Annotated in this window: 11 protein-coding genes and 2 pseudogenes; 7 read left to right on the top strand and 6 right to left on the bottom strand. The window is 41.6% G+C overall.

All coding sequences use genetic code 11. The features are described 5' to 3' along the window. Positions 1–84: 84 nt before the first annotated feature. Together AC4CU3_RS18510 and AC4CU3_RS18505 are read right to left on the bottom strand one after the other, a co-directional pair. Positions 85–486, bottom strand: coding sequence for a helix-turn-helix domain-containing protein (locus AC4CU3_RS18510; RefSeq protein ID WP_096902448.1), 402 nt, complete (start codon positions 484–486; stop codon positions 85–87). A 1-nt stretch (position 487) separates the two neighbouring features. Continuing rightward, positions 488–778, bottom strand: coding sequence for a type II toxin-antitoxin system HigB family toxin (locus AC4CU3_RS18505; RefSeq protein WP_000558186.1), 291 nt, complete (start codon positions 776–778; stop codon positions 488–490). A 429-nt stretch (positions 779–1,207) separates the two neighbouring features. Here AC4CU3_RS18505 and AC4CU3_RS18500 point away from each other — a divergent pair, with 429 nt between their 5' ends. Together AC4CU3_RS18500 and AC4CU3_RS18495 are read left to right on the top strand one after the other, a co-directional pair. Further along, complete coding sequence (locus AC4CU3_RS18500; protein ID WP_490738483.1) at positions 1,208–2,440, top strand: ATP-binding protein; 1,233 nt, start codon at positions 1,208–1,210, stop codon at positions 2,438–2,440. Positions 2,441–2,460: 20 nt separating this feature from the next. Continuing rightward, positions 2,461–2,769, top strand: a pseudogene (locus AC4CU3_RS18495) (HNH endonuclease signature motif containing protein); the annotation flags it as partial. A 146-nt stretch (positions 2,770–2,915) separates the two neighbouring features. On the opposite strand, the gene AC4CU3_RS18490 reads toward AC4CU3_RS18495, so the two are convergent. Continuing rightward, entirely contained in the window at positions 2,916–4,070 is a 1,155-nt protein-coding gene (locus tag AC4CU3_RS18490; protein ID WP_005402020.1) for an RNA-guided endonuclease InsQ/TnpB family protein, read from the bottom strand. Next, positions 4,067–4,681 carry an IS607 family transposase gene (locus AC4CU3_RS18485; RefSeq protein ID WP_005402019.1) on the bottom strand — a complete coding sequence of 205 codons (615 nt, stop codon included), beginning with the start codon at positions 4,679–4,681 and terminating at the stop codon, positions 4,067–4,069. Before AC4CU3_RS18485 ends, AC4CU3_RS18490 begins: the two co-directional genes overlap by 4 nt. Positions 4,682–4,969: 288 nt before the next feature. On the opposite strand from AC4CU3_RS18485, the gene AC4CU3_RS18480 reads away from it, so the two are divergent. Continuing rightward, positions 4,970–5,119, top strand: coding sequence for a hypothetical protein (locus tag AC4CU3_RS18480; protein ID WP_225554346.1), 150 nt, complete (start codon positions 4,970–4,972; stop codon positions 5,117–5,119). Between the two features lie 262 nt (positions 5,120–5,381). On the opposite strand, the gene AC4CU3_RS18475 is transcribed toward AC4CU3_RS18480, so the two are convergent. Next, positions 5,382–5,711 (bottom strand): DUF4236 domain-containing protein, encoded by a 330-nt coding sequence (locus tag AC4CU3_RS18475; protein ID WP_004726791.1) that lies wholly within the window; start codon positions 5,709–5,711, stop codon positions 5,382–5,384. A gap of 110 nt (positions 5,712–5,821) precedes the next feature. Next, positions 5,822–6,587, bottom strand: a pseudogene (locus tag AC4CU3_RS18470) (IS5-like element ISAba31 family transposase). A gap of 192 nt (positions 6,588–6,779) precedes the next feature. Between AC4CU3_RS18470 and AC4CU3_RS18465 the strand changes: the two are divergent. From AC4CU3_RS18465 to brxC, 4 genes are read left to right on the top strand one after another with little or no spacing between them, the layout of a single operon-like run. After that, the gene (locus AC4CU3_RS18465; protein ID WP_039890893.1) at positions 6,780–7,646 is read left to right on the top strand and encodes a helix-turn-helix transcriptional regulator; all 867 of its coding nucleotides are present in this window, start codon (positions 6,780–6,782) and stop codon (positions 7,644–7,646) included. 10 nt (positions 7,647–7,656) lie between these two features. Next, positions 7,657–8,268, top strand: coding sequence for a DUF1819 family protein (locus AC4CU3_RS18460; protein WP_039890892.1), 612 nt, complete (start codon positions 7,657–7,659; stop codon positions 8,266–8,268). A 16-nt stretch (positions 8,269–8,284) separates the two neighbouring features. Next, a complete protein-coding gene (locus tag AC4CU3_RS18455; protein WP_002010699.1) occupies positions 8,285–8,860 on the top strand; it encodes a DUF1788 domain-containing protein in 576 nt (191 codons plus the stop codon). Between the two features lie 40 nt (positions 8,861–8,900). Beyond that, the gene (gene brxC / locus AC4CU3_RS18450) at positions 8,901–12,581 is read left to right on the top strand and encodes a BREX system P-loop protein BrxC (protein ID WP_279044560.1); all 3,681 of its coding nucleotides are present in this window, start codon (positions 8,901–8,903) and stop codon (positions 12,579–12,581) included. Positions 12,582–12,622: the final 41 nt, after the last annotated feature.

The following is a 12,622-nucleotide window of genomic DNA, read 5'->3' as shown; positions in this document are numbered from 1 at the left end:
TATAGATTCTCTGGGCTTTGTTGCACAAAGATTTGAAAGGCAAAGTACCCCTAATTGAGCCAAATTTCCTGATCCACCTCTCTTTTAGAAAAACGTATCTGCCGATACATTAAACCGCTCAGACAATGCCTTAATATGACGAATATTCAGTTGGCGTTTACCACTTAAAATCTCAGAAATCACTGATGGTGTTGCAACCTCTGTTAAGTCAGACTGACCTAAACCATGTTGCTCCATCAAAAAAGCCAAAGCAGCACGACCGTCCCCTTTAGGCATAGGAAGATGCTCATTTTCATAATCAGAAACCAAATCACCAAGCTGATGAGTAAGCCCCATTAAAGGATGGGACTCGTCATCACCAACAGTATCTAAAAGTTCATCTAAAGCTTCAACAAGTGTATGAAAGTCGTCTTCATTTTCTGGCTTGCTGAGCAATGGTGCAACGTAGTGCCAGTGGTCTACGGCCTGTTTAATCATCGCGTTCATACTAACCTTCCTTCCAATGACCTTTGTCATATTCTTTATGGTACAAGACATCACGGATATACACACGTTTTGCTTGATACATCACGACTGCAATAAGTCGGATCTTGTTCCCGCCAATATCGAATACATGGAACTTTCCAACTTTATCGACCTCTGGAAAGAGATGTTTCATCTCAGCAAAATCTTTCGGATCGTTTGCCTTTATGGTTCGATACCAACCATCTAATGCCGTTTCAGCCTGTGGCCACTTTTGCATTGCTTCTATAATTCGAGTGTGGGTGATCACATGCATAACATTTTATCGCATTTTGCAATATTGAATGGCTAGGATGAATAAAGCGCCACACGGAGCTTTATTCATTATCAAAATGCACTTAATCTGATGATCTTAAAAAATAAACCTTTTAGCATTTCATGCGCAATAAGGCTGATACCATTAGCACAACAAAAATGAGTTCCACTCTAGTTAACATCTTAGTTCCATTTACTTTTCACTTAATTTATATAGCCGTTAAGTCGCAGCATCAATGACATAACATGACATGGAAAATAATCAAAAAAGATAGAATCTAGATTTTTGTTACATTTACTATCCGCATACTTTAACAGCAGCTTTGAGTGTTTCACTTAACCTTTAAATTTTTTTAAAATTAAATATATTTACATATACGTTCTAAAATTTGATAGAATTTAGTAAAACTTTAGATTCTAAGTGTAAATAATGAGAAGCGCTAATATTCGACGTGATGGCTACTTAAAATTTCTGAATACATGGCAAGACCGTGATGTCATTAAAGTACTTTCAGGTGTGCGTCGCTCTGGAAAATCCACCTTATTGGCGATGTTTCAACAAGACCTAAAAGCACAGGGTGTACAAGCCGAAAACATCATTACCATCAACTTCGAATTTATGGAATTTGAAGAACTCACCGATTACCGTAAACTACATGATTATGTATTGTCCAAAGTTGATAAAAGTAAAAAAAACTATGTTTTTTTAGATGAAATACAACATGTTACAAATTTTGAGAAAGTAGTCGACTCTTTATATGTTCGGGATTATATCGATTTATATATTACAGGCTCAAATGCATTCTTTCTAAGTGGAGAACTTGCGACTTTACTTACAGGACGCTATATCGAGCAACATGTTCTACCTCTGTCATTCCAAGAATTTAAACAGTGGCATATTGAAAATAATCCGATCATCCAACAATTATCCAATCGTGATTTGTATGCCATGTATACGCGCAGTAGTTTCCCTTATACGCTTGCCATGACTAGCCAGCAGGAAACTTATGATTACTTGCAAGCGGTCTATGCCAGTGTAATGTTTAAAGATGTTATTCCCCGTTTGAATACTGCCGATATTAACTCTCTCGAGCGTGTCGCAAGATATTTGGCAAGCGTGACAGGCTCACCTATTTCCATCAATAAAATTAAAAATACCTTTGTTTCAAGTGGGGTTAAGATTTCATTTGAAACAGTAAAACGCTATATTCAGGGCTTACAGGACAGTTTGTTATTTTATAGTGCCGCACAGTTTAAAGTACGCGGGCGTGAGTTATTACAATCCTCTGAAAAATACTATTTAGTTGATGTCGGATTGCGCCGGATTATGTTGCCTGATGCTAATGCTGATCAAGGTCATATCTTAGAAAATGTGATTTATCTTGAGCTTGTCAGACGAGGTTATACGGTCTATGTAGGGCGGGTTGATGAATATGAAATTGATTTTGTTGCTCTCGATACTTTACAAAATTTAACTTATTATCAGGTGGCATTAGAAACGCTCAGTGAGGAGACACTCACCCGAGAGTTACGTCCATTACAGAAAATTTCTGATTCATATCCTAAGTATTTACTTACCTTAGACACGATCGGGACTGAAGCCAATTATAATGGTATTGTAAAAATGAACGCTCTCGATTGGTTGCTGTCTGAAAATAAGTAAAGTGGAGTGTAGGCATCGACAATCCAATTTCTCGATCAAAGCCCAAGGCCTTTTCAGCATTAACCAAAAATTTGCTTAAGCATAATTTTCTAGTGGGTAATCATAACTTTTGCCCCATTTGTGATGGATTAATCTATCTCGATTCTACTGAATCGGATCATAGGATTGCCAAAGCCGCAGGTGGGCAAGGTGTGCTAGAAAATGGTCTGCTGGTTCATCTGCTCTGTAATAGAAGAAAATCAGATCTCAGCTTAGAGGAGACTAGAGCGGATTTGTTTGACGAGCTTTTGTACTCATCTATCAGCAAGATATGGCTTTGGTCTGGCTGATTTACCGTTATTTAAAACCTACTTAAACCTACTTACGTGGGTTTAATGTTTAATTCCTACTTCATCATCAAGAACCAATTGCTATTGCGCTTGGGATTACCTCAATTCCATAGGCTGTCACGGTGTAACTCACCGCCATTGGTGGCTTATGTAGCCACCAATTCTTTATCTGCATGTTTTAGAATATTGATGGCAGCATTAATATCCCTGTGATGCAGGGTGTTACATGAACATCGCCACTCACGCATTGCAAGTGTCAGGTTTTGGTTTAATTCACCACAATTCGAACACATCTTGCTGCTTGGAAAGAATCGTCCAACAGAAAGTATTGATTTGCCATGCTGTTTAGCCTTGTAAATCAACTGTCGCTTGAACTCATAAAAGCCCATATCCGATATGGCTCTTGAGAGCTTACGGTTTTGTACCATACCTTTCACATTTAAATCCTCAATCGCAATCAGATCGAATCGCTTAACTAAATCAGATGTGACTTGATGAAGATTGTTTTTTCTCAAGCATGATATTTTGTAGTGCAAACGAGAGAGCTTGGTTTTCGCTTTTTCTCTGTTTTGACTACCTTTCTTTTTACGGCTAAAAGACTTAGCAAGTCGTCTTAACTTGGCAAGCTGTTTCTTTAGTGGCGCACTTGATGGAACAACCTCGCCATTAGATAAAGTGGCAAGACTGGAAACACCTAAATCAATACCAACAGATAAACCTGTTTTGGGGTGAAGTTTCTCAGGCTGATTTAATTCAACAGCAATCGAAGCAAACCACTTACCACCCTGTTTAAATATTTTCGCTGATAATATTTTTCCTTGATAACGCAAATCCTCAGTCATTTTTACCCAACCCAAGTTTGGGATACTAATTTTTCTATCTTTAATGCTGAATTGGTCATTTGATAATGAGAAGCGATCATCTACGCCTTTTTTTCTAGGCTTTGGATATTTGGATTGACCATTAAAAAAACGATCAAATGAACTACCCAATTGCTTAATCGCAAGTTGTGGCGCACATTTGGTCACTTTAAGCATGAAAGGGTATTTCTCACGCTTGAACGAGTTTAAGTGCTTTCTTATTTTAGCTTCGGATGGTTTATTTAGAAGTTTTTTATCCACCTGAACGCCATAATAGTCACACTGATCTCTATATTCCTTATCTGCTTTATATTGACGTTGCCATTCTTTTAAAGCCCAATTATACGACAAACGAGCAACACCACTCGCTTGAGCGAAATGACTTGCTTGCTTATTATTTGGCAGTAATTGGATTACATGCCCTCGTATGAATCGGCTCATAGTGCGTCTTTGACTGCCTGTATTAACTTTTGGTTTTTCTTACTACGACTACCATATAATCTTGCCGAAAACACTGTAATGATTTCCAAAACATCTTGAGCAAGTTCTTCCTCAAAAGACAAATTTTCACCCTTATTAAGAATGACGATCTCCACGCTTTTAGCTTCACATAAGGCAAAAACCAACTCAGCACCAAACCGCAATAAGCGATCTTTATGCGTTAAAACCAAACGTCCGATTTCATCATTCATGATTGCTTCTAGCAGCTTATTTAAGCCTTTTTTTCTATAGTTCATACCCGAACCAAGATCGGAGATTAATTCAAACGTCCAACCTTGATTTGCACAGTACATTTCAAGAACTTGTTGCTGTCGAATTAAATCTTCTTTTTGGTCATGACTCGATACCCTTGCGTATGCAATGGTTTTCCTTTGAAGTTGACTATCGGGCTTGTGTATTTGCTCAGGCGTGATCTTACTCAGATCATATCGTCTATGATTTTTAGGGGTTCGATCTGCAACCAAAGTGCCTTCTTCATCCCAACGCCTTAATGTTTGAATGGAAACACCTAATGTTTTAGCTGCAACGCTAATGCTTACATATTTACTCATGTTGTATATAATAGTATAGAAATAAGTAGATTTCAATTAGCAGTTACAAACCCTAACCAGCCTTGCAAGTCATGGTTAGTCAATACTCTTGTTCTTAACCTGAACATAACGCCTAAACGATCCGATTCTATAAAGTTGGATCGTTGATTAAGCCGTTTTTAAGGACTGATTTCTATATATACAGGGGGCAGTCCTTTTAATATCACTTTGATTCATCGTATTGAAATATTGATGTTACAAAATAGTACTATTCATGTGATTGATTTAAATCAAATAGGGGATTGCAAAATGAAAAGTTTACTAACAACATTACAAGGCTTATTAGTACGTGAGCCGTCAGATTTAACCTCACAAACAATTGCTAAAATGGATTTAACCATTCATCGCCAATACCAAGATCAACAGGTGATACTATTACGTACTGACTATTTAGAATAGTCTGAATAATTAAAAAAAACACACAAAATAATGAAGCTATAAAAAAGCTCCTTTAAAAAACCGCAATTCATTAAAACTACAACAAAACTTACTTTTAAGCTGTGCGATCAGCAATATGCTGTGAGCCACAGTCGCTGATTTAAATAACAGATAGAGTAGTAGCGAGAATCGCGCTGTAGTTTCTGAAGGATCTTAATATCCTTAGTTTGCCCACTCACCCATGTGGGCATTTTTTTTTGATCAAAATACAATGTTGTTTTTGCTAAAAAATGACGGCACCCACAATAAAACACAATATTCCAAAAATAATCCAAGGCCAGATCTTTGTCTTCGGTTGTTCTAAATTCTGAGGATTATATTCCGTGTGTTCTAGCGATGTCGGTTGTGGAACACGGGTCTTTTTAGAGTAAGGCTGGTGTTTAGAGTAAGATAGTCCCGTACCTGGAATACCGACACTGGTTCGAGTCCCTTTTTTCCCAATATTTAGAGAAGCACCGGGTTTGCCAATGCTGGCACTGCTGATGCCTTTATGGGTCAGATTAATTTTAAAACCCGGGAATAATTTAATACTTTTACGAAATCTAAAACCCATATTGCTCTCATTCTAAAATTTAGCTCAATTTACGCTCTACACCAGGATCCATGATCTGCTAGAGATCTTACTTTGACAGCTATCATCACGATATTAGGGTCTGTTGACATTTACTGTTCATAATTAACCCTATAAAGGTAGCCATAAAAATATACAGGCTAAAGCAACAGAACTTTGATAATTTCTTTTGAGCTTGTCATATCGAGTAGCTATTCCTCTAAATTGCTTTAATCTACAAAACATATTTTCAACTAAATGCCTGATTTTATATAAATACCAGTCCATATGGTCATTGTTCGATTGGCTATTTGTTTTCTTTGGTATATTCGCTTTAGTCCCTGTTTTCCTGATCTGTTCACGCAGTGGTTCTGAATCATAGCCTTTATCTGCACATACCACTTTTGTCTCTTTTAAATCTAATGTTGATATTAAATCAGGTGCAACTTTAACATCATGTGTGGTTCCATCGGTAATCATGAAATCAATAGGATTGCCATGTGCATCAACAATCAAATGTATTTTTGAGGAGTTTCCTCCTACACTTTTAGAAATAGATTGATTCGCTATGCCGGCAGAATGTTGATGAGCACGTACATGAGAGCCATCAATAAAAATCCACTCCATATCGGGGCATGAGGCTAATAATTTGAATAATCTAAGTAACTTACCGCTGCTTGACCAACGATTAAAACGTTTGAAAATAGAGTTTGAATGACCAAAACAACAAGGAATATCTCGCCACGGACAGCCTGTTCTAATTCTATAGAGAATAGCTTCAATAAAATTGCGTAAATTTGAGTTGTGGTGAATGGATAAATTACGCAGAATAACTTTCAACTTTTGCCAGTGTTGATCTGTCAGCATGGTACGAGGCATAGCGAATAGTAAAATTGGGTTTGGCGATTTGATTTTACTACTTCGCTATTTTTTTAAGCTAAAAGTGTCAACACACCCTAGTATATTTTTTATCTGGTGATTGCAATACTACCTTAAAATACCGTCAAAAATCTTTACTGTATATTTGCTGTAGGGTAATCTTAAAACTGCTATTTATTGACTGATTGGTATATGACGACAGATAAGCATGAAGTCCTGCTACGAATGCGAGCGATCGAACTGCTTGCTTACTGGGAGGGTCGTTTGGTCACCAATCGTTTAATGAGCTGGTTTGGGCTCAGTCGACAGCAGGCTTCTACTGATATCAAACGCTATAATACGCTGTATAACCCCGATGCCTTGATTCATGATCCATCAGTAAAAGGCTATGTGCCTAAAGCCAGTTTTCAACCGGTACTGACTACAGCGCATATCAATGAGTATCTCAACATGCTTTCGGGCTTGGTCAGTGAATCACATGCCCTGATTGCGACACCAGAACCGAATCTTGCAGCAGTTCAATTACCTGATCGCAGTGTACGTCCTGAAGTGATTCGGGAAGTTTTGCGTGCCTGCCGAAACCAAAACACTTTAAAAATGATTTATGCCTCGATGCAGAATCCGCAGTGGCATGAGCGCATCATTTCCCCACACACCCTGGTGTATACCGGTTTTCGCTGGCATGTTCGTGCCTATTGCCATCAGAGCAAGCAGTTTAAGGACTTTTTACTCTCCAGGATTGATCGCACACCTGTTGTGGTGGCGATTGAGTCAGTAGACCCTGCTCAGGATCAGCAATGGCATGAAGAAATTGTACTGACGCTGATCCCTAATCCAAAATTGAACTCATCACAACAAGCGCTGGTCGAAAAAGACTTCGGCATGCCTGATGGCAGATTACAGATTCCGGTGAAAAAAGCCCTGGCTCACTATACTTTGCAGCGATATCAGGCCGCGATCACGCTGGCTGAGGCGGATGATGCCTTGAAATATCCCTTGGTACTACAACGCTCAGATATCGAAAAGCTGTCGTCTTACCTGTTTGATCAGGCCTCATAGGAGATTGGCCATGTTAGAACAATTTCATTATGACAGTGACCTGATTGGTGGCTCCCTGATGGTGCGTGAAAGCCGGCTGATCGCGGATCTGTTATTACGAGAAGCGACTCCAGAACAATGGCATCAGGCAATTCAGATTGACAATATTCTGCAAAAAAGAACGCCTGCTTCAGCCCAACGTAACGCCACTGCCATTCGTAAGCGTCTTGAGCGCTTAGAGCCTGATTTCTGGAAAGCTTTGCGTGATGGGGATGATGAGCTGGCGACCCAGGTGGCTTTTTGTGGGGCACTGGAACGCAACCTGTTGCTGCTTGAGTTTATGGAAACGGTGATGAGGGATGCCTATATCTCCCAGGCGCAATACTTGGACAGTTATATCTGGTCAGACTTTCTGGATGAGCGCTCACAACGCGATCCGGATATCTGCGAATGGAAAGAGTCCAGCAAGAAAAAAATGGGGCAGGTGGTGTTTCGCATGCTGGCAGAAGCCGGTTACTTAAAAAGTACCCGTAAGCTGGAGTTGCAGCGCGTGATCGTCAGAGCAGAACTGCGTAGCCTGTTGGAAGAACATTATAAACAACGCATTAAAAGATCTATGGAAGTGTCGGTATGGACGCGTTAGTTGTAGAGGGGCAGCAATGAGTCAAACAATACATGAGCGTCTGAACCAGATTCCAGAGCGAATTCTTTCCACTGAGTTTCTCACTGGACAAGGATTGGGCAATGAAATTGGCTTCTGGATTTTTGATTATGCACCTGAAGATGAGTTGAAAGTGCGCGAATATCTGCATTTTCTAGACGGGATGCTGGAGAAAAAACACAGTCAGCTGAAGGTGGTGAATATCAACCTGCTGCAAGCAGTGGTGGATTACCTGGCTGAGCGTAACTTCATCGATAAAGCCATTCAAATGCAAAAAGCCAAAGGCGATGAAGCGCTGCTCAAAGCCTTAAAGGGCCCACTGCATATGGATAAGTTCGCGCCTTATCTGGTGAGTAAATATGCCACCAATGCGCAAGATATAGTGTTGATGACCGGGGTGGGGTCGGTTTGGCCACTATTACGTGCACATCATTTGTTAAACAGTTTGCATTCCTTGCTGGGGCATAAACCAGTCGTATTGTTTTATCCGGGGTATTACGACGGTCAGGCCATGAGTTTATTTGGAAAAATTCCAAGCAATAATTACTACAGAGCCTTCAGATTAGTGCCATAAGCACGACAAATAGCCATAAAAATTCGGGGAATTGATTGAGATGAATATTAAAGAACTTTTTTACAAGCCATTAGATCGTGCAATTAACGGGGTGGTGAAGGCAGATCAGGATGATAATGCCACGGTTTACCAGGAGCTGGATGAGTACGTGGTCACCAATGAGCTGGAAAAGCATTTTCGGGACTTTTTCCAGTCCTATGGTACAGACCTCAGCGACCCTTCGATTGCCAATCGTGTCGGCGTGTGGATTTCTGGCTTCTTTGGTTCAGGTAAATCGCATTTTCTGAAAACCTTGTCCTATATTCTGGCCAATAAAGTGGCAAGCGATGCTGAAGGTAAGGAACGTAGCGCAGCCGAGTTCTTTGATGAATCTAAAATCCGTGATGCGTTTATCCGTGCCGATATTGGCAAGGCCGTCAGCCATCATGCCGATGTCATCCTGTTTAACATCGACAGTAAAGCCAGTTCCAATGACGATGGCAATCCGATTCTGAATGTGTTTTTACGCGTGTTTAACGAGTATCAGGGTTTTAGTGCTGACCATCCACATATTGCCCATATGGAACGTCACCTGAGCCAGAAAGGGGTGTATGAGCGCTTTAAACAAGCCTTTGAAGAATCCAGCGGCATGTCATGGTTGGAAGAACGTGATGGCTATCAGTTCTATCAGGATGATGTCGAAACCGCGATTTCCCAAGCCCTCAACTTATCTGCTGAAGCTGCGCATAAATGGTTTGAGGATTCTGAGCAGACTTTTAGTGTTTCGGTTGAAAACTTCTGTCAGTGGGTGAAAGAATACCTGGACAGCAAAGGACCCCAGCAACGCATGTTGTTCTTGGTCGATGAAGTGGGGCAGTTTATTGGCAGCGATACCCGCTTGATGCTGACATTGCAAACCATTACTGAAAACCTGGGTACGATCTGTAAAGGCCGTGCTTGGATTATCGTGACCTCACAGGCAGACATCGATGCTGTTTTAGGTGAGATGTCTTCTTCCAAAGCCAATGACTTCTCCAAGATTGCTGGGCGTTTTAAAACCCGTTTATCACTGTCCAGTTCCAATACCGATGAAGTCATCCAGAAACGTTTATTACGTAAAACCCCAGAAGCAGAAGCATTGCTCAGATCGGTGTTTGAGCAAAAGGGCGATATCTTAAAAAATCAGATTACCTTTGACCGTTCAGGCCCAACCCTCAAGAACTATGAGGGGCCAGATAGCTTTATTCATAACTATCCTTTTGCGCCGTACCATTTCCAGCTGGTACAAAAAGTATTTGAAGAAATCCGTAAAGTCGGTGCGACTGGTGCACATCTGGCCTATGGTGAACGATCTATGCTAGATGCATTCCAGATGGCCGCGAATGCGATTGCCACAGATGAAGTCGGTGCCCTGGTTCCTTTCCACCGCTTCTATACTTCAGTCGAAGGCTTCCTGGATACAGCAGTGAAGCGTACCATCGACCAGGCAGGGCAGAATAAGACCCTGGATGGTTTTGATGTGCAGATGCTGCGTACCCTGTTCATGATCCGCTATGTCGATATCATCAAAGGTACGCTAGATAACCTGGTGACTTTGTCGATTGAGAAAATTGATGAAGATAAGCTGGCATTGCGTAAGCGGATTGAAGAGAGCCTGCAGCGTCTGGAAAAAGAGAGCCTGATTACGAGGAATGGCGATGAGTTCCTGTTCCTGACCAATGAAGAGCGGGATATCACCCGCAAAATTAAAGCCACTGACTTAGCAGCTTCAGAAGAAAATAAAGAGTTAGCCAATCTGATCTTTAAAGATTTACTGCGCGATCAGAACAAATACCGCCATCAAGCCAACAAGATGGACTATCAGATTGGTCGTTTCCTAGATAGCCATAGCCTGGATGGCAAGTATGAGAGCGATTTGAAAGTTGAAATCATTTCTCCGCTGGATACGGAATACAACCTCTACACTGAAGCTTACTGTATTGGTAAAAGTACTCAGGCCGAAGGACAAGTGCTGTTTAAACTGGCAGACGATAAACAGTTCTTTAATGAACTGCGCACCTGGCTGAAAACCAATAAATTCATCCGCTTAAATGATGATGGCACTCAGTCCGATATTTCCCGTATTCTGGCAGACCGTGGCCGTGAGAACCAAGAACGTAAAAAACGCCTGCGTGTCCGGGTCGAAGAAATGTTGCTGGACGCGGAAAGTTATGCCTTGGGTCAGCATCTAAAACTATCATCTTCAAGTCCAACCACCAAGCTGGATGAGGCTTGTCGTTATTTGCTGGAAAATACCTATACCAAACTGAGCTATCTGCAAGTCTATCAGCAGGATGCTTGGCGTGAACTGAACGCCGTCTTGACTGTGGATGATATGGCGCAACTCGGATTGTCTCTGGATGGCGGTCAGAGCAATCCCAAAGCCCTACAGGAAGTGGAGCAGTACATTGCACTACGGGCCACCGGTAGCGAACGTATTCTGGTCTCAGATGTGATAGATCGTTTTGTCAAACGCCCTTATGGCTGGCCAGATGCCGAGATTTTATTGCTGGTAGGTCAGCTGGCGGCAATGGGGCGGATTTCACTGCAGTTAAATGGTGGCAGCTTACAGTTAAAAGATGCCTTTGAGCCTTTACAGAACAGCCGCCGTCGCCGTGATGTATCGATCATTAAAAAGCGCCAGACTGATGATCAGGTATTGAAACAGGCACGCCAACTGACCCAAGACCTATTCTCGGCCATGGGACCAGCGACAGAAAAAGAGCTGTTTGAATTCTATACCCAACATTTTAAAAACTGGTTAGCCAACTTTAAGTCGTATAAGAGTAAAACTGATGTCGGGCAGTTCCCGGGTAAGAAAGTGATTGAAAAGTCGATTCTGACTTTGGAACGTCTGCTGGCCAATAGCGACAGCTTCGATTTCTTTAAGGCCGTGGTTGAGAACAAGGACGACTATCTGGATCTGGAAGAAGACTACCGTGATATTCATGAATTTTTTAGTAACCAGATGCCGAGCTGGCAGCAACTACAGCAAGCCTTGCGTCATTTTGAGAAGAACAAACAGGCGCTGGGCAGTGATGAGGTAGCTAAAAAAGCCCTCTCCGAATTACATCGTATTGCGATCCTTGAATCGCCCTATGGCCTGTTAAATAAAGTGGCTGATTTGGTTCGCACAGTGGAAAGCGTCAATGAGCAATTGCTGACTGAGAAGCGCAGTCAGGCGATAGAACACATTGATGACAAGATCAAGCAGTTAGAAGCCGAGATTAAAAACAGTGGCATCGCTAGCGCTGAGCTGAGTAACAAGCTATTACGCCCACTACAACTGCTGAAAACAGATATTGAAGTGGAAACTAGCCTGTCCACCATCTATATGCTGCAAACCCAAACCGCCGTTGAGCGTTTTGATGAAGCCTTGTATGAGCTGGAGAGCGAAGTTCAGGCGGAAATTCAGCGTCAGGCCAAAGCGGCACAACTGGCTCAGAGTAAAGCAGAGAGTGTAGCGAGCTCAGCAACCACCGCCAGCCCAGCAACATCAGAACCTGCTGCGAGTCCTGTAAAGCCCGCAATCGCCGTAGTGCCACCGAAACCAGTGGTAGAAGTTGATGTTGCTAGCATTTACAGCAAAACCTCCAGCAGTGTCTATCTGGAAACAGAAGAATCAGTAGATCAGTTTGTAGACGCACTCAAAGCTGAATTGAAAAAAATTGTGAGTGACAAAAAGCGTGTGCGTATCCGCTAACAGGGCTTAGGGATATCAGCATCAGTAATTCATTTAAGGTT

The sequence above is a fragment of the Acinetobacter sp. 802_lipA genome, from assembly GCF_058242885.1.
This window is presented reverse-complemented; position numbering and strand designations above follow the sequence as displayed.

What these genes read in the sequence shown, in the direction of transcription:
- brxC (WP_279044560.1), top strand. Translation starts at nt 8,901, where the DNA reads ATGAATATTAAAGAACTTTTTTACAAGCCATTAGATCGTGCAATTAAC.
- AC4CU3_RS18505 (WP_000558186.1), bottom strand. Translation starts at nt 778, where the DNA reads ATGCATGTGATCACCCACACTCGAATTATAGAAGCAATGCAAAAGTGG.
- AC4CU3_RS18475 (WP_004726791.1), bottom strand. Translation starts at nt 5,711, where the DNA reads ATGGGTTTTAGATTTCGTAAAAGTATTAAATTATTCCCGGGTTTTAAA.
- AC4CU3_RS18480 (WP_225554346.1), top strand. Translation starts at nt 4,970, where the DNA reads ATGAAAAGTTTACTAACAACATTACAAGGCTTATTAGTACGTGAGCCG.
- AC4CU3_RS18500 (WP_490738483.1), top strand. Translation starts at nt 1,208, where the DNA reads ATGAGAAGCGCTAATATTCGACGTGATGGCTACTTAAAATTTCTGAAT.
- AC4CU3_RS18465 (WP_039890893.1), top strand. Translation starts at nt 6,780, where the DNA reads ATGACGACAGATAAGCATGAAGTCCTGCTACGAATGCGAGCGATCGAA.
- AC4CU3_RS18460 (WP_039890892.1), top strand. Translation starts at nt 7,657, where the DNA reads ATGTTAGAACAATTTCATTATGACAGTGACCTGATTGGTGGCTCCCTG.
- AC4CU3_RS18455 (WP_002010699.1), top strand. Translation starts at nt 8,285, where the DNA reads ATGAGTCAAACAATACATGAGCGTCTGAACCAGATTCCAGAGCGAATT.
- AC4CU3_RS18490 (WP_005402020.1), bottom strand. Translation starts at nt 4,070, where the DNA reads ATGAGCCGATTCATACGAGGGCATGTAATCCAATTACTGCCAAATAAT.
- AC4CU3_RS18510 (WP_096902448.1), bottom strand. Translation starts at nt 486, where the DNA reads ATGAACGCGATGATTAAACAGGCCGTAGACCACTGGCACTACGTTGCA.
- AC4CU3_RS18485 (WP_005402019.1), bottom strand. Translation starts at nt 4,681, where the DNA reads ATGAGTAAATATGTAAGCATTAGCGTTGCAGCTAAAACATTAGGTGTT.